Origin of the sequence: Arthrobacter sp. zg-Y1219 (assembly GCF_030125545.1) — a bacterium.
GTDB lineage: Bacteria > Actinomycetota > Actinomycetes > Actinomycetales > Micrococcaceae > Arthrobacter_B.
In genome coordinates this window covers 370,934-393,213 of record NZ_JASKLY010000012.1, presented here as the reverse complement: position 1 = coordinate 393,213, position 22,280 = coordinate 370,934, and the positions used below count along the sequence as shown (strand labels likewise).

The following is a 22,280-nucleotide window of genomic DNA, read 5'->3' as shown; positions in this document are numbered from 1 at the left end:
CTTTTATCGTGCGGGAGGCAAGCTGTCCTTGGAGCCACAGCATTGCCGATGTAGGTCTACGGTGTGCGGGCCAAATCCCGGGCCATGTCATCCGGAAATTCGCGGGCAAACTCGCGCGAGAACTCGGATGGGACGGTGTCGGGTATGGCGATGCCCTCTGCACTCGCCACACGGTCGCTGACCTCACGAAGCATCAGAGACAGGGGCACGTCCAGCGCGGTGCAGATCGAGGAGAGAAGTTCCGACGAGGCTTCTTTCTGGCCCCGTTCCACCTCGCTGAGGTAACCAAGTGAAACGCGTGCGCTGTGCGATACCTCGCGCAGGGTGCGACCCTGACGCTGACGGACATCGCGCAGTACGTCGCCAATTTCATGACGAAGAACAACCATTTTGCGCTCCTTAGGTTCCCGGTGTGCATCTTCCGCCAACCCTACATCCCGCCAGCGAATAACGCCGTTCACGGATACGGGTTGCTTAACCATCTGTATCGTCCTGCTCCCTATGTGGTCCGACTGCGGCTGCACCGCAGATATCTAAAGATCTTAGTCCGGAAACCTTGGCGGTTCCTGATACTAACAACTGAGCGTCACCGGGTTTTGTTCCCGGCCCCGCCGGCACGTTCCTGACGCCCGGTTACGGACGGGCCGCAAGGACCCGGGCGAGCAGTATAAGTGCTTCGTTGCAGGCCTGCCGGCGGATGGCCGCCCGGTCCCCCGAAAAGGAAAATTCCCGGACCAGAGTCTGTTCCGGACCGGCCACGGCGATAAACACGCAGCCCACGGGCTTGCCGTCATGCGGTTCCGGTCCGGCGACGCCGGTGGTGGAAATACCGATGTCCGCCGCCAGGACCCGACGGGCGCCGGCCGCCATCTGCCGGGCTACCTCGGCATCGACGGATCCCGCGGCGGCCAGCAGGCCGCCGTCGACACCGAGGACTTCTTTCTTCACAGAGTTGGCGTAGGCCACCACTCCGCCCAGCAGCACCGCGGAGGCACCGGGAACTGAGCCGAGCTCGGCGGCGACCATGCCGGCGGTCAGTGACTCCGCCGTGGCCAGGGTCAGGCCCGCCGCGGAGGCGGCGGAGACTGCTGCGGCAGCGTCGGGAGCGGCTGCGCTCACCGGCTGCCCGGATTCTGCAGTGCCCCGCGGCGAAGCTTCACGGCCTGGATGACGTAGTCCACGCCGGTGACGACAGTGACAACGAGGGCGGCGGCCATGACGACCGCGCCGATCCACCATGCCCATGCGCCCAGCCAGGTAGTCAGCGGCAGCAGCAGCAGGAAGATCGCCAAGGTCTGGATGACCGTCTTGAGCTTGCCGCCGCGGGACGCGGCCATGACGCCGTATCGAATCACGACGAACCGGAGCAGCGTGATGCCGATTTCCCGGACCAGGATCACGATGGTCACCCACCACCACAGCTCGCCCAGCGCTGACAGCATGACCAGGGCCGAGCCGATCAGGAGCTTGTCGGCGATCGGATCAGCGATCTTGCCGAAGTCGGTGATCAGCCCGCGGCTGCGGGCGAGGTCGCCGTCGAGCTTGTCGGTGTAGATGGCGACGGCGAATGTTGCCACCGCCAGCCAGCGGTACAGTTCGCCGCGGCCCTCATCGGCCAGCAGCAGCCAGATGAACAGCGGAACCATCAGGATGCGGATGACCGTCAGCACGTTGGCGATGTTCAGGACGGGGACGTTCCCGGAAGTAGAGTTGCTCACTGTTCCAGCCTAGCGGGAATCAGTGGCCGGTAAGTTTCCAGGCGTCCTCGGATCCGTCCCCGTCGTCGTCCTCACCGCCGTCGTAATACTCGGCGGACTGCTTCCGGCTCTCCAGGTCCTGGGCGACCAGGTCCACCGGGCCCTCGGGTTCGAAGCCGTGGTTGGCGTTGGCATTCGCTGCCAGCGCCGCAGTTTCGGCCGCGCCGGGACCGTTGGCGCCGTTGGCGCCGTCGCCGCCGCTGATCGCCGCCAGCGTGGCAGCGAGATCGTCGGGCTTGACCATGACGTCGCGTGCCTTGGAGCCTTCGGAGGGCCCGACGACGCCGCGCGACTCCAGCAGGTCCATCAGGCGCCCGGCCTTGGCGAAGCCGACGCGCAGCTTGCGCTGGAGCATCGAGGTGGAGCCGAACTGCGTGGTGACCACCAGTTCGGTGGCCTGCAGCAGCAGGTCCATGTCGTCGCCGATGTCGTCTTCGATCTGCTTCTTGGGCGCGGTGACCGTGACGTCCTCGCGGTAGACGGCTCCCAGCTGGCCCTTGACATGCTCAACGACGCGGTGGATTTCCGATTCGGTGACCCAGGCGCCCTGGACGCGGATCGGCTTGTTGGCACCCATCGGCAGGAACAGGGCGTCACCCTGGCCCAGCAGCTTTTCGGCACCCGGCTGGTCCAGGACCACGCGGGAGTCGGTGACCGACGACGTCGCGAACGCCATGCGCGAGGGCACGTTGGCCTTGATCAGGCCGGTGACGACGTCCACCGAGGGTCGCTGGGTGGCCAGCACCAGGTGGATGCCGGCGGCACGCGCGAGCTGGGTGATGCGGACGATCGAGTCTTCGACGTCGCGCGGGGCGACCATCATCAGGTCGGCGAGCTCGTCAACGATGACCAGCAGGTACGGATAGGCCCGGACCACGCGCTTGGAGCCGGCCGGCGGGATGACCTTGCCCAGCTTCACTGCCTTGTTGAAGTCGTCGATGTGCTTGAAGCCGAAGTTCGCGAGGTCGTCGTAGCGGGTGTCCATCTCGCGGACCACCCACTGCAGTGCCTCGGCGGCCTTCTTGGGATTGGTAATGATCGGAGTGATCAGGTGCGGAACGCCCTCATAGGCGGTCAGCTCCACGCGCTTTGGGTCCACCATCACCATGCGCACCTCATCCGGCGTCGAACGCATCAGGATGGACGTGATCATGGAGTTCACGAAGGAGGATTTGCCGGCGCCGGTGGCTCCGGCCACCAGCAGGTGCGGCATCTTGGCCAGGTTGGCCACCACGAAGCCGCCCTCCACGTCCTTGCCCACGCCCATGACCATGGGATGTTCGGTCTTGCGGGCGGCGTTGGAACGCAGCACGTCCCCCAGCGCCACGACTTCCTTGTCGGCGTTCGGGATTTCGATGCCGATGGCGCTCTTGCCCGGAATCGGCGACAGAATGCGCACGTCGGAGGACGCCACCGCGTAGGAAATGTTCTTCGACAGGGCGGTGACGCGCTCCACCTTGGTGCCCGGGGACAGCTCGATCTCGTAGCGGGTGACCGTGGGGCCGCGGCTGAAGCCGGTGACGTGGGCTTCGACCTTGAACTGGTCCAGGGTGTTGGTCAGGGCGTCGACGACGGCGTCATTGGCTTCCGAGCGCTCCTTCGCCGGCGGCCCGGCGGGCAGGAACTCGGACGGCGGCAGCGTGTAGGTCACGTCGCCGGAGAGCTGCAGCTGTTCGGTGCGCTGCGGGATGGGGGTGGCCGGGGTGAGGTTCCGGACCGTCCGGGCGGGGACCGGCGGCAGGGCTGCGACGGCCGGCAGGCCGTCGGTCACGGGGAAGGCCGAGGCGGCCTCCGGAACCATGCTGATGGCTTCGGTGGGCGGCTCGGCGCCGTCGAAACCGCCGGCCGGCAGGCCCTGGGCGCGGCGGATCTTCTGGGTGGCCAGTTCGGACCGGGTGGGGCGGCGCACGCCCGGCGGCACGGCTGGTTCGGCCGCCGCGGCGGTTAGCGCCTCTTCGTCTTCGTCGGCAAGCACGGCGCGTTCAAAGGCCTCGTCTCCGGCGAAGCCCTCGGCTGAGGATTCAGCCTCCTCATCGGAGCTGCGGTTGAACATCCGGGACTTCTTTTTCGGAGGCTTCGGAGCCTTGGCCGGACGCTGATCGCGTTCATACAGGTAGCTCTGGTCATGGGCCTCGGGATCGTCCGGGGCAAGGTCCTGGCCCATGAGGTGCTCGTACAGGCCGCGCAGGCGCAGCGGAATGTGCCGGAAGGGGGTGGCGGTGATGATCAGCAGGCCCACAAAAATCAGGAACCCCAGCAGGATGGCCACCGGCCACTCGGTCAGCGCCGCGGACAGCGGGCCGGCCACCAGGAACCCGACAATGCCGCCGGAGGCCCACAGCCGGTCGAAGCCGTCAGAGAGCGCGGGCGAGCCGCCCACGATGTGAGTGATGCCGGAGCCGGCAAAAAGAACCAGGACCAGGCCGATGCTGATCCGGCTGTTGGCGTGGTGCCGTTCAGGGTAGCGGAACAGCCGCACGGCCCCGGTCAGGAGCAGGAACGGCAAGACGACGGCCATCCAGCCGAAGGTGCCGGCGGCACCGGCATGGATGACGTCGGCCACCGGACCGCGCAGGGCCCACCACTCAACGGTGGCCACGGCCAGCGCCGTGAGGATCAGGAAGAAGCCGGTTCCGTCGCGGCGGACGTCCCGGTCGGGAACGACGTCGGCACCGAGTTTGCGGATGCCCGCACCGGCCAGCCGGGCCATGCCCATCCATGCACCCTGAATGGCGCGCAGCGGCAGCGGCACCTGTTCGGCGTCGGCCTGCGCCTTGGCGGCGGCCCCCGAACGGCTGGTCGCCTTGCCCCGCGGCTGGGCTTTACCGGAGGTTTTTGCTGAGGTGCCCCCGGTGTTCCGGCTGGTGGTCCGGCCGGAAGCACCGCCGCGTGCGGCAGGGGAAGTACGAGTGGCCATACGCTCCACGGTACCCGATGGGGCCGGACAAACCGCGGATTTACGCGTCTGTCCGGCCCCCGGGGCACCCGGTCCCGGCGGGGTGCCCGGGAGTTGGACGGCTTAGGCCTCCAGGACCACCGGGACGATCATGGGCCGGCGGCGCAGCCGGCGGTTGACCCAGGTGCCCACCACCCGGCGGACCACCTGCTGCAGCTGGTGAGTGGTGTGGTCCTTGTTGGAGGTGACGGCCTCCTGCAGCGCGGCGCTGATCTTGGGCTTGATTTCGTCGAACACGGCGTCGTCTTCGGCGAAGCCGCGGGCATGGATTTCCGGGCCCGAGACGATGGTGCCGGTACTGCGGTTGACCACGGTGATGACCGAGATGAAGCCTTCCTCGCCGAGGATGACGCGGTCCTTGAGGTCGGTGTCGGTGATCTCGCCGACGCTGGAGCCGTCCACGTAGACGAAGCCGCACTCCACCGCGCCGACCACCCGGGCCTTGCCGTCGCGCAGGTCCACCACTGTGCCGTCGTCGGCCAGGATGACGTTCTGCGCGGGCACCCCGGTGGCTTCGGCCAGCTTGCCGTTGGCGATCAGGTGCCGGGTTTCGCCGTGCACCGGCATCGCGTTCTTGGGCTGCAGGATGTTGTAGGTGTACAGCAGCTCGCCGGCCGAGGCGTGGCCGGAGACGTGGATCTTGGCGTTGCCCTTGTGCACCACGTCGGCGCCCAGCTTCATCAGGCCGTTGATGACCCGGAAGACGGCGTTTTCGTTGCCCGGGATCAGGGAAGAGGCCAGGATGACGGTGTCGCCCCGGCCGACCCGGATCCGGTGGTCGCCGTTGGCCATGCGGGACAGGGCGGCCATCGGCTCGCCCTGTGATCCGGTGGACATCAGCACCAGCTGGTCATCGGGCATGTCGTCAACGTTTTTCAGGTCCACCAGGATGCCGGCGGGCACGTTGAGGTAGCCCAGCTTTTCGGCGATGGCCATGTTGCGGACCATGGACCGGCCGACGAAGCAGACCTTGCGGCCATGCACGGCCGCGGCGTCCAACACCTGCTGCACTCGGTGGATGTGGGAGGAGAAGGACGCCACGATGATGCGCTTCTTCACCTTGCCGAACAGCGCCTCCAGCACCGGACCGATCTCCCGCTCCGCGGTGGTGAAGCCGGGCACGTCGGCGTTCGTGGAATCGGCCATGTACAGGTCCACGCCCTCCTGGCCCAGCCGGGCGAAGGCGCGCAGGTCAGTGATCCGTCCGTCCAGCGGCAGCTGGTCCATCTTGAAGTCGCCGGTGTGCAGGACGGTGCCGCCCTCGGTGCGGATGAACACGGCAAGGGCGTCCGGAATGGAGTGGTTCACGGCCACGAATTCGCATTCGAACGGACCGAACTGCTCCACCTGGCCCTCGGTGACGGTGAGGGTGAAGGGCTTGATCCGGTGTTCCTGCAGCTTGGCTTCGATCAGCGCCAGCGTCAGCTGGGAACCGATGAGCGGAATGTCCTGCTTCAGGCGCAGCAGGTACGGCACCGCGCCGATGTGGTCTTCGTGGCCGTGGGTGAGGACCAGGCCGACGACGTCGTCGAGCCGGTCTTCGATGTAGGAGAAGTCCGGCAGGATCAGGTCAACACCGGGCTGGGTTTCCTCCGGAAAGAGGACGCCGCAGTCCACGATCAGCAGCTTGCCGTTGATTTCGAAGACGGCCATGTTGCGGCCGATCTCGCCGAGGCCGCCGAGGGGAACGATCCTCAGGGTGCCCTCTTCCAGGGCGGGCGGGGTGCTCAGCGCGGAGACTGCGGTTTCAGTCATGGTGCTTATGCCTTGTCGTAGGAGCTGGTCGAGGAGAAGTCCCAGCCGGCCTCGGCCAGATCCGTCAGGACGGTTTCCATTTCGATGGCGTCCGGTGCGACCAGCGGCAGCCGGACCGCCGCGCTGGGAATGACTCCCTGCATGGCCAGGATCTGCTTGGCGGAGACGGCTCCGGGAATGTGGGTCATGACGGCGCGCACCAGGGGGTCCAGTTCGAAGTGGATCCGCCGGGCGGTGGCGAAGTCTCCGGCGGCGGCGGCGTCGACCAGCGCACGGAACTGCGCGGTGGCCACGTGGGCGGTGACGCTGACGACGCCCACGGCTCCGGCGGCCATCCACGGCAGGGTCAGGCCGTCGTCGCCGGCGTAGACGTCAAGGTTGGTGTTGGCGAGCACCTGCGTGATGGCGGCGAAATCCGCCTTCGCGTCTTTCAGGGCCATGACGGCGGGAATGTTGGCGAGCCGGATCATGGTGTCGGTGGAGATCGCGATGCCGGCGCGGCCGGGGATGTCGTAAACCATGATCGGCAGGTCTGTGGCAGCGGCCACGGCTTCAAAGTGCCCGACGACGCCGGCCTGCGTGGGCTTGTTGTAATACGGCGTCACGACCAGCTGGGCGTCGGCGCCGGCCCGCAGCGCGCGGCGGGCCATCTCCACCGAGTGGGACGTGTGGTTGGTGCCGGTGCCGGCGATGACCTTGGCGCGGCCTCCCACGGTTTCGGCGACGACGCGGAACAGGTCTTCCTTTTCGCTGTCCTCCAGAGTGGAGGTTTCACCCGTGGTTCCGGAAACCACAAGGCCGTCACACCCGTCTTCGACCAGCTTGTTGGCGAGTTTCGCCGTGGCGTCAAAGTCCACGGCTCCGTCCTCGGTGAACGGTGTCACCATTGCCGTGACGAGGGTTCCAAACGGGAGTACACGAGTATCAGAGTCAACCATGGGTAAAACGTTACCCGGTCCCTGCGCCGTTGGAACAACGCCGGAGCCCGATCGGGGCCTGAAGTGCGCTGCACGCCGCCCGCCTCCGCTGTGAGACGATCAGATCATGATCGGACGGCGGCTTACGGGCATCGATGCGGCCCGGGGCGTGGCGCTTCTGGGCATGATGGCGACCCACATCTTTCCCCTCTACGACGAGCAGACCGGTGAGCCGTCCTGGGTGGGCCTGGTGTTCTCCGGACGCTCCTCAGCACTGTTCGCGGTGGTGGCCGGCATAGGCCTCGCGCTGCTCACCGGCGGCAGCCAGCCGCGGTCCGGACGGGCGCTGTCAGCGGATCGGCGGGGCATCGCGATGCGGGCGCTGATCATCGCGCTCGTGGGCCTGGCGCTCGGCGGTCTGGAGACCTCCATCGCCGTCATCCTCTTCCACTACGGCATCCTGTTCCTGCTGGCACTGCCGTTCGTGGGTATGCGCCTGCCCAAGCTCGCGCTCTGGGCCGTCGTCTGGCTGCTGCTCTCCCCCGTGCTGGCCTATCTGGTCCGGCCGTGGATCTACGCCGCCATCGATCCGTCGACCCTGGACACGAACATCACGTGGGAGTCCTTCCTGCAGCCGGCGACCCTGCTGGTTGACGTGCTCTTTACCGGCTTTTATCCGGCGCTGCAGTGGCTGAGCTACCTGCTGATCGGGATGGTGATCGGACGGCTCCGGCTCGGCGAGATCACGGCCCAGGTTGGGCTGGTTGCCGCCGGAATTGTTGCCGCCGCCGGAGCAAAGTTCCTCAGCTATTACCTGCTGTTCGACCGGGGCGGATTGGCCGCCCTGGAGGAGACCGCATCCGGCCGCCTCTGGCCGCTGGCCAGGATGATGGACGTGAACCTGGCCGGTGTGGAGCAGACCGGTTCCTGGTGGTGGCTGGCCGTGAGCGGGCCGCACTCGGGCGGCCCGCTGGACCTGCTGCACAGCGCAGGCATCGCGGCCGCCGTCGTCGGCGTGTGCCTGCTCCTGACCCGCGCGCGGCCGAACCTGCTGCTGCCGCTCTCGGCCGCCGGCGCCATGACGCTGACCCTGTACAGCCTGCACGTCTGGGTCATGTCCGTTACCGATGCGCTGCCGGAACCGCCGGAGCCGGTGTGGCTGTTCTGGATTTCGGCCGTCCTGGCGGCGGGCATCGGCATCGCCTTCGTCCGGCTCGGGTCGCGGGGTCCGCTGGAGATGGTGACGCACGGAGCCTCGCAGCTGGCGCGGCACGGGTCGCGGACCGGCAAGTAGCCCGCCGGGTCCCTCGCCACGCCCCGGCCGCCCCGCCCCGGCTCTGCTCGCGAGATGGCAGTAAGTGCTCTTCTCAGCGCTGGGAAGAGCATTTTCTGCCATCTCGCGGGGCTGTGAGGGGCGGGCGGTGAGGGTCGGGGCGGCGAGGGGCGGGAAACCGGCCCGGAGCCGCCGTGAAGCTACGGCGTGTAGAGCTTGCCGGCCTGGCGCATGGCGTTGCGGGCGCGCTTGCGGTCCCCCGCGGCGTCGTATGCGCAGGAAAGCCGGAACCAGGCGCGCCAGGACTCCGGCTCGGCCTCAACCTCGGCCTGGTACTTGGGGAACTCGGCGTCGGCTGCTTCCCGGATGATCCGGCCGGCGGGGGTGCGCGGCAGGTTGTCCACCGGCAGTCCGCCCTCGTCGGCGAGGATGTGCGCCATCTTCTCGGTGCGCCCGCCGAACTGCAGCTCGCGGATCAGTGCCCACGCGCCCACGATCGGCAGCACCAGGTACGCCACGCCGAGTGCCTTCGCGCTGAGTTCATCGGCGTTCAGCAGGGTCCAGCCGCGCTGGAAGACAATCGCCAGGTAGAAAGCCAGCAGGACGGTGATCAGCAGGACGCCGATCTTGGCTTTGTTACGGAAAAGCCCGGTAAAAAAAGACAACGTGTTCCTTAGTCGTTCAGGTTGAGGTAGCCGTCAAGACCGACGGTCAGGCCAGGATGGGCTGCGGCTTTCCGCAGTCCCAGCAGGACGCCGGGCATGAAGGATGCCCGGTCAAACGAATCGTGGCGGATGGTCAGCTGCTCCCCCGCACCGCCGAGCAGCACCTCCTGGTGCGCCACCAGACCGCGCAGCCGGACGGCGTGGACGCGCACGCCGTCGATGTCGGCGCCGCGGGCACCGGGAACTTCCTTGGTGGTGGCATCCGGTGACGGTTCCACTCCGGCGTCGGCGCGGGCCTCGGCAATCAGCTGCGCGGTGCGCACCGCGGTGCCGGAGGGGGCGTCGATCTTGTCCGGGTGGTGCAGTTCAATGACTTCCACCGACTCGAAGTAGCGGGCGGCCTTGGCGGCAAACGCAGTGGCGAGCACCGAGCCGAGCGCGAAGTTCGGGGCAATCAGCACTGCGGTGCCGGGATGGGCCTCCAGCAGCGCGGAGAGCCGGTCCAGTCGTGCCGCGTCCCAGCCGGTGGTGCCGACGACGGCGTGCATCCCGTGCTCGACAGCGAAGCGGACGTTGGCTTCGGTGCTGTCCGGAACCGTGAGGTCCACGATGTACTGCGCGCCGGCGGAGACGAGCGTCTCGAGGGAATCCCCGCGGCCCAGGGCGGCCACCAGTTTCAGGTCGGGCGCCGCTTCGACGGCTCGGACGGCTTCGGATCCCATGCGGCCGCCGGCCCCGAGGACCGCTACGGCGAGTTGCTCAGTCATATCCCCAGATTACCGGTCACTGCGGAGCGTCGCTGACACCCACCCACTCGGAGGTCCCGTCGCTGAAGCCCTGTTCCTTCCAGATCGGAACGCGTTCCTTGACCGTGTCCACCAGCTCCGAGCAGGCGGCGAAGGCAACCCCGCGGTGTGCTGCGGCCACGGCAGCCACCAGCGCTGCCTCGCCGATCTGCAGCGGACCGGTGCGGTGCCCGACCCAGATCCGCACACCGTCGTACCTGCCGGCAATGTCCGCCGCAACGTCGGCGATGACCTGCTCCGCCGAGGGATGCGCGCTGTAGGCCAGGCTCGCGACGCCGCGTCCGCCGTCGTGGTTGCGGACAATGCCGCTGAAGCCCACCACGGCACCGCACTCGGGCGACCAGGCGGCACCGGAGGCGTGGTCCGCGTTCAGCGGCAGGTCCGAGACGGTCGCGTTGACCACTTCCGAGGCGCCGGCCGCGGCGCCCCCGCGTGCGCTGCGGTCAGTGCTCATTGCGTCCCTCCATCTGCCCGCAGATGTGCCCGATGATCGGTTCCAGCACCGCAAGCCCGTCCGCCACGGCTCCCGGTGAACCGGGGAGGTTCACGATGAACGTGGAGCCGGCCGTGCCGGCGTAGCCGCGGCTGATGGCGGCCATGGGGGTCTTGGTGCGGCCGTCGGCGCGCAGCGCCTCCATAATGCCCGGAACTTGCCGGTCCAGCAGCGGCAGCGTCTGCTCCGGGGTGGAGTCAGTGGGCGACAGCCCGGTTCCGCCGCTGGTCAGGATCACCGCCGGTCCGAGGGCGAGCATTTTCCGCAGCGACTCCCCCACGGCGGGGCCGTCGGGCACCACCTCGGCCAGCACGACGTCGAAGCCCAGGGCGTAGAGCCAGTCGGCGGCCAGCGGCCCGCACTCGTCTTCATAGACGCCGCGGGCTGCGCGCGTGGAGGCGATCAGGACGCCGGCCGTGCGGCGGGGCGGCTGCTGCGGCGCTGCGGGCCGGGGGCTCATAGCGCCCAGTCTCCGCTCTTGCCGCCGGATTTGGCGAGCACCTGGATGTCGGTGATGGAGGCGTGCTTGTCCACTGCCTTGATCATGTCGTACAGGGTCAGCGCCGCCACCGAAACGGCGGTCAGGGCTTCCATCTCCACACCGGTCAGCGCCTTGGTTTTGACCGTGGCAACAATGACGACGTCGGTGTCCCCGGGCTCAAAGTCCACGGTCACCTTGGTCAGCGGCAGCGGATGGCACAGCGGTATCAGCGTGGAGGTCTGCTTGGCACCCATGATCCCGGCGATCCGGGACACGGCCAGCGCGTCGCCCTTGGGCAGGCCGCCGTCGGACACCAGCTTCACGACCTCGGCGGTGGTCCGCAGCCGCGCGGAGGCCGTGGCGACCCGGGTGGTCTCGGTCTTGGCGGAGACATCCACCATGTGGGCGGAGCCGTCCTCACGGACGTGGGTAAGCCCGGGCTGCTGCCCGTCGGTGCCGGTCATGAAAATACTCCTTGTTGCGGATGCGGTTAGTCCAACAGCCATACTGCCACTTCCGCGCCGGCCGGAACCGTTTCCACCCCGGCCGGAAGGTGCACCAGGGCATTCGAGGAGGCCAGGGCATGGACCAGGTGCGAGCCGGCCCCGCCGATCAGCTCCACCCGGCCACGGGCACCGGGTTCGGCGGGCGGGAAGTAGCGGCCGCGCCGCACCTGGTGCTTGGCGGGCGGGCTGACGGCGTCCTCCGCCAGCAGGGCAGGGACCTGCGGGCGGGGCGCGGGCCGGCCGGTCAGCGTCCCGAGCGCCGGCCGCAGGAACATCTCGAACGACACCAGCGAGCTCACCGGGTTGCCGGGGAATCCGAGGAACGGCACTCCGTCCACGGTCCCGATCCCCTGGGGTCCGCCGGGCTGCATGGCCACGGACAGGAACTGCACGCCGTCGGTGTCCAGGGCGAGCCGCACCACCTCGTAGGCGCCCTTGCTGATTCCTCCGGACGTCAGGACCAGGTCCACGGCGTGCCGGGCCAGATCGTCGCGAAGCCGGGACAGGAACACCTCCGGCGAGTCGGCAACGATCCGGGAACGGACCACCTCGGCGCCCGCTTCCTGCAGGCTCACGGCCAGCAGCGTGGTGTTGGCGTCGTGGATCTGCCCCGGCGCCAGCGGCCGGCCGGGTTCCACCACTTCGTCCCCGGTGCTGAGGAGCAGTACGCGGAACGGTGCACGAACCTCAACAGCCGGAATGCCCAGTGCCGCCAGCAGGCCCAGCTGGGCTGCGCCCAGCCGCGTTCCCGCCGTCAGCGCCACCGCACCGGCACGGATGTCGCTGCCCGCTGCCCTGACGTATTCACCGGCGGCCACTTCCGCGGGAAGGCGAACGGTGGCTCCGGGCAGTTCCTGTTCGGAAAAGAAGGCCGCGGGCACGGCACGTTCGATGGGCACGACGGCGTCCGCACCGGCGGGCAGCATGGCCCCGGTCATGATCGGGGCGGCGGCGCGCGGCGGCAGCGCCGGGGCCGCTATCCCCGCGGGAATCGGCGTCGTGACCGGCAGCGCGGTTGTTGCGCCGCCGGAGGAGGCCGGAGCCGCGGCGCCGGAGGCGGCCAGATCCGCGGCGCGGACCGCATAACCGTCCATCTGCGAGTTGTCGAAGGGCGGAAGGCTCCGCGGCGCACGAACATCCGCTGCCAGGACCCGCCCTGCGGCACGCACCAGCTCCCGGATTTCGGTGCGCACGGGTGCTTGCGGGCGTTCCAGCAGCCGAAGGACGGCTTGTTGGTGTTCCTCAACCGTTCGGGTCACGGCCGTGCCCGCAGCCGCCGGCCCAGCAGTTCCAGTTCAGCAGTCGACAGTCCGCCGGCCAGCAGATATTCCGCGGCGCCGCCGTGTTGTGCGGAGACCCACTCCAGCGCGGCGGTAATGGCCTCCCGGGGAGCACGGGTGACCAGGGTGACGACGTCGTCAGTCATCGGCACGCCCATGCCGGCAATCATGCCGAGCATCCGGTCCGTCCACTCCCCTGCGAGGTTTGCTTCACTGCGCTCATAGTCCGCTGCCACGGCCTCCGGCTCCACGCCGACGGCGCTGAGGATCAATGCAACGGCCACCCCGGTGCGGTCCTTGCCCGCGGTGCAGTGCACCAGCGTGCCCGAGCCGTTCGGAGACGCTGCCACCCGGCGGGCGGTCTCGGCGAACACAGCGCCCCCGTCCCGCAGCATCCCGGTGTAGATCCCGGCCAGGGTGGGCAGCTTGGCCACTGCGGCCTTGACGGCCCGCGCTGCCGCGGCGGAATCGCCCGCGAGGTTGGCGCGCTGCAATTCCTCCTGGGCAAACCCGCTGAAGGCTCCCTCGAACAGGGGCAAACCAACAGTGGTGAAGGCCCGTGCCGGCGGCAGCCGGTCCGGTGCCATCTGTTGTTCCGCCGGGGTGCGGTAATCAGCGATCACCTCGATGCCCGAACGGGCCAGGGACTCCAGCCCGCGCGTGGTGAGGGCGCTTAGCGCGTCGGAACGGTAGAGAACGCCCGGGGCGGTTGTGCCGCCACCGGTCAGCGGCAGGCCGCCGACGTCGCGGAAGTTTACGGTGCCTTCCAGAGTGGAGATCGTCACAGACCGACCTTAGCGCATGGGGTTTCAGGCCGGCACGGGTTGCGCTCCGGAGCGGAACTCAGCGGACGGCGAGGCGGATCGTGTGCAGCCCGGTGGCGCCGTCGGGAACCACCGGACGGACGATTTCGTCCTGTTCCCGCCCGTTGGCGTCGATGGCCCGGACGGTGACCGTGTGGTCCCCCTTCGCCAGGTCCAGGACCGCCGACCACTGCAGCCAGGTGTCCGCCGAAATGCCGCTGGCCAGGCGTACGTCCGACCAGCCGCCGTCGTCGACCCTTACCTGCACCCCGCGGATCCCGGTGTGCTGCGCCCAGGCCATGCCGGCGACGGTCACGGCTCCGGCGTCCGGCGACGCGCCGTTGGCGGGGGTATCGATCCGGGAGGACAGTTTGATGGGACCGCGCTCGGTCCAGCCCCGATCGGTCCAGTAGGCCGCGTCGTCGCTGAACCGGGTCACCTTCAGCTCGGTGACCCATTTGGTTGCCGAAACATAGCCGTACAGGCCCGGCACCACCAGCCGCACCGGAAAGCCGTGTTCCAGGGGCAGCGGTTCCCCGTTCATGCCCACGGCCAGCAGGGCGTCGCGGGAGTCGGTCAGGGCCTCCAGCGGGGTGGAGGCCGTCCAGCCGTCGCGGCTGGTGGAGAGCACCATGTCCGCGGCGTCCCGGACACCGGCCGCGGCCAGCAGATTCCGCACCGGCCATCCCAGCCACTTGGCGTTGCCGATCAGGCTGCCGCCCACCTCGTTGGAAACGCACGCCAGGGTGACATGGCTTTCCTGCAGGGGCTTGGCCAGCAGCTCGGCGAAGGTGATCTCAACTTCGCGGTCCACCAGTCCGGTGACTTTCAGGCTCCACTGCTGCGGGTCGACCAGCGGCACGCTCAGCGCCGTGTCAATCCGGTAGAAATCGGCCGCGGGAGTCAGCACCGGGTCCAGCCCGCTGATGCCGAGTTCCGCGCCTGCCGGGATCGGTGTCGCCGGCAGGGCCGCAGCCGGCAGGACAACGCCGGCCCGGCTGGCCACGGTATTGATCTGGCCCGCTCGTGACGCGCCGGCCAGTGCTCCCGCCGCCACGCCGACGGCGGCACCGCCGCCGACCGTCAACAGGACGTCGCGCCGCCGGGCACCCGCCTCGCCCGGCGATGCGTCCCGCCAGCTGAGAATGCGGGCGCGGAAGGCCCGCAGCACCAGGATGCCCACTCCGGCGGCCAGCAGCGGCGGCACCAGCGACAGCACGCTCATCTGCGCCCGGGTCAGCACGGCTGCCAGCCCGGCGGCCCCGAACAGGGAGACAATGACGACGCCGGCGGGCGGGCGGCGCAGCTCCAGGATTCCGGCGGCCGCGGCGATGACCGCGATCACCGCTGCCATGCTGACCAGGAACGCAGCCTTGTCAGCGGTGCCGAACAGCCCGATCGCCCAGTCCTTGACCGGTGCGGGCATGGCGTCGATGACCACCGACCCCACCGCGCTGACCGGCGACAGCGACGGGCTCAGCAAGGCGGCGGAAAGCTCTCCGGCGGCCACGGCCAGGCCGATCGCAACGACTCCCGCCGCAGCCGCCCAGAGGGTAACGTTCCGGGCTGTGCCGTTCATGCCGCTCGTTTCTGTTGGTGCGGGTGGGGGAAGAACTGGGTGGTCGGGTGGGAGGAACCGGGTGGTGCCGCAGCTCAGCGCGGCAACAGGAGCCCCATGCCAAACCGGGCGATTGCCAGCAGCACGAGGTACAACGAGATCAGGATCAGGCAGATTCCCAGCGCAATTTCGGGCTGGTTGGAATTCAGGCTCAGCTCAATCTGCAGCGGAAGGGTGCGGGTGCGTCCCTCAATGCTCCCCGCGAAGGTGATGGTGGCGCCGTACTCTCCGAGGGACCGCGCGAAGGCCAGCAGCGCTCCCACCACGATTCCCGGCAGGGCCAGCGGCACGGTGATGTAGCGCAGGATGGCCGTCGGCCCGGCGCCGGAGGTGGCGGCGGCCATTTCCAGGTCATGGTCCACAGCCCGCAGGCTGCTCAGGGAGGCCACGACGAAGAACGGCAGTGAAACGAACACCTGGACGATGAGCACTGCCGCCGGCGAATAGCCCACCCCCAGTCCCGCGGATTCCAGCACCCGTCCGGCCAGACCCTGACGGCCCCAGAAGTACAGCAGGGCGATGCCGGAAACCACCGGCGACAGCACCAGCGGAATCAGCAGGATGCCTCGCAGCACCTGCATCCACGGGCCGGCAAGCTTGCTGAACAGCACGGCCAGGGGCAGTCCCAGCACGACGCAGATCAGTGTGGACCCCACGGAGGTCGCCACCGAGAGACCCAGGGCGGTGCGGGCTTCGGAGGCCGAGAGCAGGGATCCGAGCGAAGTCCAGGGCACATTCAGCAGCAGGGCCGCCACCGGGCCGGCGCACAACAGCAGCGCCAACGACGCGGGAACCCACAGCCAGGCCGGGGTGGTGGCCCGGGCGCCGCGGGTCATGCCGACGGCCCTTCCGGCCACCGATGGACGGGCGTGCCCGGAGCCCCGCCGGCCCTTCCGCGCCGGCTCAGCTTCCGGGAGTCCGGAACCCTGCGTCGCGGAGGATTCCGGCGGCTTCCTCGCCTGCAAGCCACTCGTAGAATCGGACAGCTGCCTCATGCTCTGCTCCCTCCGCGGTCAGCGCCGCGGGGTACTGGTTGGGTTCTGGATCTCTCACTTCAAGATACGTCACCCCTTGCTTCGCAGCCGAGAGCGCATCGGTTTGGTACACCAGCCCGGCATCCGCCTGACCGGTAACCACTTTGGTCAGGACCGACCGCGCGCTGTCCTCGCGGCTTTCCCCGGACAGAGCCACCCCGGCGGCGTCGAGGACACGCCCCGCTGCCCGGCCGCAGGGCACCGAGGGCGCACACACGGCTGTCTGCACCCGGTTCTCGGAGAGATCAGCCAGCGCCGCCACCTGGCCGGGATTGCCCGGCGCCAGCGCCAGCACCGTCGTATTGCCGGCCACCACCCGCTCCCGCGCTATCAGGCCTTCGTCCCGGACCGCGTCCAGCGCTTCCAGGTCGGCGGCGATCACGACGTCGGCCGGGGCACCGGAAAGCAGCTGGCTGGACAGCTGGGCGCTGGAGCCGAGGTTGGTGCGCAGTCGGCCGCCGCCGTCGTAGGCTTCATTCATGGCCGCGATCACATCCGTCAGCGACGCAGCTGCGAATACCGTGATGGAGGGTGCTTCCGGAGTTGCTGACGCATCCCCGGGCACCGGCGCCGAGCATCCGGCCGCCACGGCAAGCAGGACAACGGATGGAGCCAGGATTTGCCGGCACCGACTGATAAAACGCATTGATAGAGCCTAACCGCGAAAGGGCGTAACCTCGACCCATGGGAATCCAGCTGGGAATGCCGTCCATCGGCTCGCCGCTGACCGGGACTGCCGCCGTTGCGCCGTCTGCCGGCAGGCCACCAGCCGCGCCCGGAGTAAATGCGCCCGGAGTAAATGCTCCCGCCGTCGAGGGACCCGCGGACGAGGGTTCGGCAGTTCCCGGGTCCGCCGCAGCTGCCGGTGTCCAGGCCTCCGACGGCCTGCTGGACAGGTACGGCCGGCGCGCCAGCGACATGCGGCTGTCGCTGACGGACAAGTGCAACCTGCGCTGCACCTACTGCATGCCCGCCGAGGGGCTGGACTGGCTGGCGAAGGACAAGGTGCTGACCGGTGCTGAAATCATCCGGCTGGTGGGCATCGGCGTCAGCGTGTTGGGGGTCCGCGAGCTGCGGCTGACCGGCGGTGAGCCGCTGGTGCGGGCTGACCTGGTGGACATCGTGGCGGGAATCCGGGCCAACCATCCGGAGCTGCCGATTTCGCTGACCACCAACGGGCTGGGCCTGGACAAGAAGGCACAGGCCCTTAAGGACGCCGGGCTGACCCGGATCAACGTTTCCCTGGACACCCTGCATCCCGACACGTTCGCGCAGCTGACCCGGCGTCCGTTCCTGTCCCGCGTGCTGGCCGGGGTCGAAGAGGCGGCGCGCGTGGGCCTGGGCCTGATCAAGATCAACGCCGTCCTGATGCGCGGGATCAACGACGTCGAATCCCCCGACCTGCTCGAGTGGGCCGTCAGCCACGGTTTCGAGCTGCGCTTCATCGAACAGATGCCGCTGGATGCCGACCACGGCTGGACCCGGGACGGCATGATCACGGCGGCCGAAATCCGCTCCCGGCTCGAGCGCGACTTTGTCCTCACCCCCGATCCGCGCCGGCGCGACGGCGCCCCGGCCGAGCGCTGGGAGGTTCGGCGCCGCGCCGCTCCGGAGATCGTGGCCGGAACCGTGGGCATCATCGCATCCGTCACCGAACCGTTCTGCGCCGACTGCCGGCGCACCCGGATTACGGCGGAGGGCAAGGTCCGCAGCTGCCTGTTCTCCCACGAGGAAACCGACCTGCTGGGCCTGCTCCGCACACCGGAGCTGGGCGACGCCGAGGTGGCGGCCCGCTGGCAGGATGCGATGTGGGGCAAACCCAAGGCGCACGGAATGGACCATACCGGTCTGGGCGACGCTGACTATGTGCAGCCGGACCGGACCATGAGCGCGATAGGCGGCTAAGTGCTGATCCGATATTTTGGTGCCGCGAAGGCGGCCTCCGGCCGGGAGGAAGAGATCCTGTCCGCAGGCCCCGGTCCCGACGGCGCTTCCGAAAGTGCGTACGGCGGCGAATCCCTGCACGACCTGCTGGAGTTCCTGGGTTCCCGTCCCTCCACGGCACCGGCCGGCACTCCCCCGCTGAAGAGCGTGATCTCGCGCAGCACCTTCCTGGTCAACGGTTTCGCTGCCCGGGACCGGTCGATGGTCCTGGCCCCCGGCGACACCGTGGACATCCTGCCGCCCTTTGCCGGCGGTTAACCCCCGGAGGAAAAGAGGGCTAGAAGCCCAGCTCCTCCTTGGAGGTGAACGGTCCGACAATCGTGATGGTCCGCGGAGCCGCGGCCAGCTCGGCGGCCAGCGCCTGCACTTCCTGCGCAGTCACCGCACCGATGCGGGCCAGCGACTCATCGATGTCGATGAATTCGCCGCTGACCAGTTCGGCCCGGCCCAGGCGGGACATGCGGGAGCTGGAATCCTCCAGCGCCATGACCATGCCGCCGGCAATCTGGCCGCGGGCCTTCTTCAGCTCGGCTTCGTCGACGCCGTCAGTTGCCAGGCGCTCCAGCTCGGAACCCATCAGGTCGATGACCTGGCGGGTTTTGGCCGGAGAGCAGCCGGCATACATGCCGAAGTATCCGGCGTCGGCGTAGGACGCCGAGAAGGAGTACGTGGAGTAGACCAGGCCGCGCTTTTCGCGGATCTCCTGGAACAGGCGCGAGGACATGCCGCCGCCCAGGATGGTGTTCAGCACGCTCATGGCGAACCGGCGATCGTCGGTGGCCGTCAGTGACGGGCAGCCCATGACCACGTTTGCCTGCTCCACCGGGCGGTTGATGACCTGGACTCCGGCGGTGCCGGTGATGACTGCGGGCTCGGTGTTCCGGCGGGGCGCCGGAGTGGCGTCGTCGGAAAGGTCCCAGCCGGCCTTCTTCAGGGCGTCGAGCACCAGGGCGCAGACGTCGTCGTGCTCCAGGCCGCCGGCAGCGGTGACCACCAGCTCGGTGGGGCGGTAGTAGCGCCGGTAGTGTTCCAGCACGGCTTCGCGGGGAACGCTCATGATGGCTTCGGGAGTGCCGCCGATCGGACGTCCCAGGGCGTGGTCGCCCAGGACGGCTTCGGCGAACTTCTCGTGGCACAGGTCAGCGGGATCATCGGCATCCATGGCGATTTCTTCCAGGATGACGTCGCGTTCCTGCTCCAGTTCCTCCGGGTCCAGGACCGCGGAGGTGATCATGTCGGTGATGACGTCGATGGCCATCGGCAGATCGGTGTCCAGCACCCGTGCGTAGTAGCAGGTGCTTTCCTTGGCCGTGGCCGCGTTGGACTCGCCGCCGACCTCGTCAAAGGCCAGCGCAATGTCCAGCGCGGAGCGGCGCGTGGTGCCCTTGAACAGCAGGTGCTCAAGGAAGTGGGTGGAGCCGTGCCGGCCCGCGGCTTCATCCCGCGAGCCGACACCAACCCAGAAGCCGATGGTAGCGCTCCGCTGGCCGGGCATGGCTTCGGTCAGCACGCGGACTCCGCCCGGAAGGACGGAACGGCGCACGACGGCGCCTCCCGGAGTTCCCATCACAAGTGAAGGGTCACCGGGAAGAGTGGTCAGCGGAAGGCGGACAACCGTCCCGGATGCCGGCGCGTGGCCGGCATCGGGACGGGTTCCATCAGCAATGTGTGACATTTATTCTGCGGACTCGGTTTCTGCTGCTTCTTCGCCTTCGGCGCCTTCAGCAACAACCGGTGACAGGGACAGCTTGCCGCGGTCGTCGATCTTGGTGATTTCCACCTGGATCTTCTGGCCGACGGAGACTACCTCGTCAACGTTGTCGACGCGCTTGCCACCGGCGAGCTTGCGCAGCTCGGAGATGTGCAGCAGGCCGTCCTTGCCCGGGGTCAGGGAGACGAAGGCACCGAACGTGGTGGTCTTCACTACCGTACCGAGGTAACGCTCGCCGATCTCGGGGATCTGCGGGTTGGCGATCGCGTTGATCGCCGCGCGGGCAGCCTCGGCGGATCCGCCGTCGGTTGCACCGATCAGGACCGTGCCGTCATCTTCAATGGAGATGTCAGCGCCGGTGTCTTCCTGAATCTGGTTGATCATCTTGCCCTTCGGGCCAATGACCTCGCCGATCTTATCCACGGGGATCTTCACCGAGATGATGCGCGGCGCGAACTCGGAGAGCTCGTCCGGGGTATCAATCGCAGCGTCCATGACACCGAGGATGTGCAGGCGGGCTTCGCGGGCCTGCTTCAGGGCTGCTGCCAGCACCGAAGCGGGGATGCCGTCGAGCTTCGTGTCCAGCTGGATGGCCGTGACGAACTCGGAGGTACCGGCAACCTTGAAGTCCATGTCGCCGAAGGCATCTTCGGCGCCGAGGATGTCGGTCAGGGCGGCGTAGCGGGTTTCGCCGTCAACCTGGTCGGAGACCAGGCCCATGGCGATGCCGGCAACCGGAGCGCGCAGCGGAACACCGGCGTTGAGCATGGACAGCGTCGAGGCGCAGACCGAACCCATCGAGGTGGAGCCGTTGGAGCTCAGGGCTTCGGAGACCTGGCGGATGGCGTACGGGAATTCTTCGCGCGTCGGCAGCACCGGCATGAGCGCACGCTCGGCCAGGGCGCCGTGGCCGATTTCGCGGCGCTTGGGCGAACCCACGCGGCCGGTTTCACCGGTGGAGTACGGCGGGAAGTTGTAGTTGTGCATGTAGCGCTTGCGCGTTACCGGCGACAGCGAGTCAATCTGCTGTTCCATCTTCAGCATGTTCAGCGTGGTGACGCCCAGGATCTGGGTTTCGCCGCGCTCGAAGATGGCCGAACCGTGCACGCGGGGCAGAACCTCCACCTCGGCGGTCAGCTGGCGGATGTCCGTCAGGCCGCGGCCGTCGATGCGGACCTGGTCCTTCAGGATGCGCTGGCGCACAACCTGCTTGGTGACGGAGCGGAAGGCTGCGGAGAGTTCCTTCTCGCGGCCTTCGAACTTCTCGGCGAGCGAAGCGGTGACTTCGTCCTTGAGTTCGTCGGCGGCAATGTCGCGCTCCTGCTTGTCAGCGATCGAGAAGACCTTGGCCAGCTTGTCAGCGGCTGCGGCTTCCACGGCTTCGTAGACGTCGTCCTGGTAGTCCAGGAAGATCGGGAACTCGACGGTCGGCTTGGCGGCGCGGGCTGCCAGGTCGGCCTGTGCCTCGCACAGGGCCTTGATGAACGGCTTCGAGGCTTCGAGGCCTTCAGCAACAACCTCTTCGGTCGGGGCGGTGGCGCCCTCGTCCTTGATGAGGTTCCAGGCGGCGTCGGTGGCTTCTGCTTCCACCATCATGATGGCGACGTCGTCACCGGCAATGCGGCCGGCAACCACCATGGAGAAGACTGCGCGCTCCAGCTCGGAGTGCTTCGGGAAGGCAACCCACTGGTCGTCGATCAGGGCAACGCGGACGCCGCCGATCGGACCGGAGAACGGCAGGCCGCTCAGCTGGGTGGACATGGAGGAAGCGTTGATCGCGACGACGTCGTACAGCACGTCGGGGTTGATCGCCAGGACGGTGACCACGATCTGGACCTCGTTGCGCAGGCCCTTGACGAAGGCGGGGCGCAGCGGGCGGTCCATCAGGCGGCAGGCCAGGATGGCTTCGGTGGACGGGCGGCCTTCGCGGCGGAAGAACGAGCCCGGGATGCGGCCGGCGGCGTACATGCGCTCTTCGACGTCGACGGTCAGCGGGAAGAAGTCAAAGCCTTCGCGCGGGGACTTGCCGGCGGACGTTGCCGACAGCAGGACGGTGTCATCGTCGATGTAGACAGTGGCTGCGCCTGCAGCCTGCTGGGCCAAGCGGCCGGTTTCGAAGCGGATGACGCGCTGGCCGTACTTGCCGTTGTCAATGACGGCTTCTGCGAACTGAATTTCGGGACCCTCCATAGAGAGTCACCTCCGTTTCTTCGTTGGCGGAGGCATCCAGCATCGTTCCAATAAACGCGAGCACCGCTGTGAAGCGGTTCGGTTCAACACC

At 68.3% G+C, this 22,280-nt stretch carries 21 protein-coding genes; 3 read left to right on the top strand and 18 right to left on the bottom strand.

The features are described 5' to 3' along the window. Nucleotides 1–56 precede the first annotated feature (56 nt). From QNO00_RS08840 to dapA, 6 genes are all read right to left on the bottom strand, one after another. Nucleotides 57–482 carry a helix-turn-helix domain-containing protein gene (locus tag QNO00_RS08840; RefSeq protein ID WP_269439241.1) on the bottom strand — a complete coding sequence of 142 codons (426 nt, stop codon included), beginning with the start codon at nucleotides 480–482 and terminating at the stop codon, nucleotides 57–59. A gap of 151 nt (nucleotides 483–633) precedes the next feature. Further along, entirely contained in the window at nucleotides 634–1,119 is a 486-nt protein-coding gene (locus tag QNO00_RS08835) for a CinA family protein (protein WP_284024285.1), read from the bottom strand. Beyond that, nucleotides 1,116–1,718: a CDP-diacylglycerol--glycerol-3-phosphate 3-phosphatidyltransferase gene (gene pgsA / locus QNO00_RS08830; protein WP_284024284.1), complete on the bottom strand. Its 603-nt coding sequence runs from the start codon at nucleotides 1,716–1,718 to the stop codon at nucleotides 1,116–1,118. The genes QNO00_RS08835 and pgsA overlap by 4 nt, the downstream gene beginning before the upstream one ends. 19 nt (nucleotides 1,719–1,737) lie before the next feature. Continuing rightward, a complete protein-coding gene (locus QNO00_RS08825) occupies nucleotides 1,738–4,674 on the bottom strand; it encodes an FtsK/SpoIIIE family DNA translocase (RefSeq protein ID WP_284024283.1) in 2,937 nt (978 codons plus the stop codon). Between the two features lie 102 nt (nucleotides 4,675–4,776). Beyond that, complete coding sequence (locus tag QNO00_RS08820; RefSeq protein WP_229967623.1) at nucleotides 4,777–6,468, bottom strand: ribonuclease J; 1,692 nt, start codon at nucleotides 6,466–6,468, stop codon at nucleotides 4,777–4,779. Nucleotides 6,469–6,473: 5 nt separating this feature from the next. Beyond that, nucleotides 6,474–7,406 carry a 4-hydroxy-tetrahydrodipicolinate synthase gene (gene dapA / locus QNO00_RS08815; RefSeq protein WP_229967622.1) on the bottom strand — a complete coding sequence of 311 codons (933 nt, stop codon included), beginning with the start codon at nucleotides 7,404–7,406 and terminating at the stop codon, nucleotides 6,474–6,476. Nucleotides 7,407–7,512: 106 nt separating this feature from the next. On the opposite strand from dapA, the gene QNO00_RS08810 reads away from it, so the two are divergent. Further along, nucleotides 7,513–8,679 (top strand): heparan-alpha-glucosaminide N-acetyltransferase domain-containing protein, encoded by a 1,167-nt coding sequence (locus tag QNO00_RS08810; RefSeq protein ID WP_284024282.1) that lies wholly within the window; start codon nucleotides 7,513–7,515, stop codon nucleotides 8,677–8,679. A gap of 179 nt (nucleotides 8,680–8,858) precedes the next feature. On the opposite strand, the gene QNO00_RS08805 is transcribed toward QNO00_RS08810, so the two are convergent. The 10 genes from QNO00_RS08805 to modA all read right to left on the bottom strand — a co-directional run bounded on the left by QNO00_RS08805 (nucleotide 8,859) and on the right by modA (nucleotide 16,990). Further along, nucleotides 8,859–9,323: a hypothetical protein gene (locus QNO00_RS08805; protein ID WP_229967619.1), complete on the bottom strand. Its 465-nt coding sequence runs from the start codon at nucleotides 9,321–9,323 to the stop codon at nucleotides 8,859–8,861. A gap of 8 nt (nucleotides 9,324–9,331) precedes the next feature. After that, complete coding sequence (dapB, locus tag QNO00_RS08800; protein WP_229967617.1) at nucleotides 9,332–10,090, bottom strand: 4-hydroxy-tetrahydrodipicolinate reductase; 759 nt, start codon at nucleotides 10,088–10,090, stop codon at nucleotides 9,332–9,334. 16 nt (nucleotides 10,091–10,106) lie between these two features. Next, nucleotides 10,107–10,583, bottom strand: coding sequence for a molybdenum cofactor biosynthesis protein MoaE (locus QNO00_RS08795; RefSeq protein WP_229967615.1), 477 nt, complete (start codon nucleotides 10,581–10,583; stop codon nucleotides 10,107–10,109). Further along, nucleotides 10,573–11,082, bottom strand: a complete 510-nt coding sequence (locus tag QNO00_RS08790; RefSeq protein ID WP_229967613.1) for a MogA/MoaB family molybdenum cofactor biosynthesis protein — start codon at nucleotides 11,080–11,082, stop codon at nucleotides 10,573–10,575. Before QNO00_RS08790 ends, QNO00_RS08795 begins: the two co-directional genes overlap by 11 nt. Beyond that, nucleotides 11,079–11,567, bottom strand: coding sequence for a cyclic pyranopterin monophosphate synthase MoaC (gene moaC / locus QNO00_RS08785; RefSeq protein ID WP_229967611.1), 489 nt, complete (start codon nucleotides 11,565–11,567; stop codon nucleotides 11,079–11,081). The genes QNO00_RS08790 and moaC overlap by 4 nt, the downstream gene beginning before the upstream one ends. A gap of 26 nt (nucleotides 11,568–11,593) precedes the next feature. Beyond that, nucleotides 11,594–12,868, bottom strand: a complete 1,275-nt coding sequence (locus tag QNO00_RS08780) for a molybdopterin molybdotransferase MoeA (RefSeq protein WP_284024281.1) — start codon at nucleotides 12,866–12,868, stop codon at nucleotides 11,594–11,596. Then, nucleotides 12,865–13,674, bottom strand: coding sequence for a tyrosine-protein phosphatase (locus tag QNO00_RS08775; RefSeq protein WP_284024280.1), 810 nt, complete (start codon nucleotides 13,672–13,674; stop codon nucleotides 12,865–12,867). The genes QNO00_RS08780 and QNO00_RS08775 overlap by 4 nt, the downstream gene beginning before the upstream one ends. Nucleotides 13,675–13,732: 58 nt before the next feature. Further along, on the bottom strand, nucleotides 13,733–15,271 hold the full coding sequence (locus QNO00_RS08770; protein WP_284024279.1) for a molybdopterin-dependent oxidoreductase: 1,539 nt from the start codon (nucleotides 15,269–15,271) through the stop codon (nucleotides 13,733–13,735). A gap of 74 nt (nucleotides 15,272–15,345) precedes the next feature. Further along, nucleotides 15,346–16,146 (bottom strand): molybdate ABC transporter permease subunit, encoded by an 801-nt coding sequence (locus QNO00_RS08765; RefSeq protein ID WP_229967603.1) that lies wholly within the window; start codon nucleotides 16,144–16,146, stop codon nucleotides 15,346–15,348. Nucleotides 16,147–16,213: 67 nt separating this feature from the next. Beyond that, the gene (modA, locus tag QNO00_RS08760; RefSeq protein WP_284024278.1) at nucleotides 16,214–16,990 is read right to left on the bottom strand and encodes a molybdate ABC transporter substrate-binding protein; all 777 of its coding nucleotides are present in this window, start codon (nucleotides 16,988–16,990) and stop codon (nucleotides 16,214–16,216) included. A gap of 38 nt (nucleotides 16,991–17,028) precedes the next feature. On the opposite strand from modA, the gene moaA reads away from it, so the two are divergent. After that, nucleotides 17,029–18,249, top strand: coding sequence for a GTP 3',8-cyclase MoaA (gene moaA, locus QNO00_RS08755; RefSeq protein ID WP_284024277.1), 1,221 nt, complete (start codon nucleotides 17,029–17,031; stop codon nucleotides 18,247–18,249). After that, on the top strand, nucleotides 18,250–18,546 hold the full coding sequence (locus tag QNO00_RS08750) for a MoaD/ThiS family protein (protein WP_284024276.1): 297 nt from the start codon (nucleotides 18,250–18,252) through the stop codon (nucleotides 18,544–18,546). 19 nt (nucleotides 18,547–18,565) lie between these two features. On the opposite strand, the gene QNO00_RS08745 is transcribed toward QNO00_RS08750, so the two are convergent. Together QNO00_RS08745 and QNO00_RS08740 are read right to left on the bottom strand one after the other, a co-directional pair. Next, nucleotides 18,566–19,855, bottom strand: a complete 1,290-nt coding sequence (locus QNO00_RS08745; protein ID WP_229967593.1) for a M16 family metallopeptidase — start codon at nucleotides 19,853–19,855, stop codon at nucleotides 18,566–18,568. A 108-nt stretch (nucleotides 19,856–19,963) separates the two neighbouring features. Continuing rightward, a complete protein-coding gene (locus tag QNO00_RS08740; RefSeq protein WP_284024275.1) occupies nucleotides 19,964–22,189 on the bottom strand; it encodes a polyribonucleotide nucleotidyltransferase in 2,226 nt (741 codons plus the stop codon). Nucleotides 22,190–22,280 lie beyond the last annotated feature (91 nt).

What these genes read in the sequence shown, in the direction of transcription:
- QNO00_RS08840 (WP_269439241.1), bottom strand. Translation starts at nt 482, where the DNA reads ATGGTTAAGCAACCCGTATCCGTGAACGGCGTTATTCGCTGGCGGGAT.
- QNO00_RS08825 (WP_284024283.1), bottom strand. Translation starts at nt 4,674, where the DNA reads ATGGCCACTCGTACTTCCCCTGCCGCACGCGGCGGTGCTTCCGGCCGG.
- QNO00_RS08820 (WP_229967623.1), bottom strand. Translation starts at nt 6,468, where the DNA reads ATGACTGAAACCGCAGTCTCCGCGCTGAGCACCCCGCCCGCCCTGGAA.
- dapA (WP_229967622.1), bottom strand. Translation starts at nt 7,406, where the DNA reads ATGGTTGACTCTGATACTCGTGTACTCCCGTTTGGAACCCTCGTCACG.
- QNO00_RS08810 (WP_284024282.1), top strand. Translation starts at nt 7,513, where the DNA reads ATGATCGGACGGCGGCTTACGGGCATCGATGCGGCCCGGGGCGTGGCG.
- dapB (WP_229967617.1), bottom strand. Translation starts at nt 10,090, where the DNA reads ATGACTGAGCAACTCGCCGTAGCGGTCCTCGGGGCCGGCGGCCGCATG.
- QNO00_RS08795 (WP_229967615.1), bottom strand. Translation starts at nt 10,583, where the DNA reads ATGAGCACTGACCGCAGCGCACGCGGGGGCGCCGCGGCCGGCGCCTCG.
- QNO00_RS08790 (WP_229967613.1), bottom strand. Translation starts at nt 11,082, where the DNA reads ATGAGCCCCCGGCCCGCAGCGCCGCAGCAGCCGCCCCGCCGCACGGCC.
- moaC (WP_229967611.1), bottom strand. Translation starts at nt 11,567, where the DNA reads ATGACCGGCACCGACGGGCAGCAGCCCGGGCTTACCCACGTCCGTGAG.
- QNO00_RS08770 (WP_284024279.1), bottom strand. Translation starts at nt 15,271, where the DNA reads ATGAACGGCACAGCCCGGAACGTTACCCTCTGGGCGGCTGCGGCGGGA.
- QNO00_RS08765 (WP_229967603.1), bottom strand. Translation starts at nt 16,146, where the DNA reads ATGACCCGCGGCGCCCGGGCCACCACCCCGGCCTGGCTGTGGGTTCCC.
- modA (WP_284024278.1), bottom strand. Translation starts at nt 16,990, where the DNA reads ATGCGTTTTATCAGTCGGTGCCGGCAAATCCTGGCTCCATCCGTTGTC.
- moaA (WP_284024277.1), top strand. Translation starts at nt 17,029, where the DNA reads ATGGGAATCCAGCTGGGAATGCCGTCCATCGGCTCGCCGCTGACCGGG.
- QNO00_RS08745 (WP_229967593.1), bottom strand. Translation starts at nt 19,855, where the DNA reads ATGGGAACTCCGGGAGGCGCCGTCGTGCGCCGTTCCGTCCTTCCGGGC.
- QNO00_RS08740 (WP_284024275.1), bottom strand. Translation starts at nt 22,189, where the DNA reads ATGGAGGGTCCCGAAATTCAGTTCGCAGAAGCCGTCATTGACAACGGC.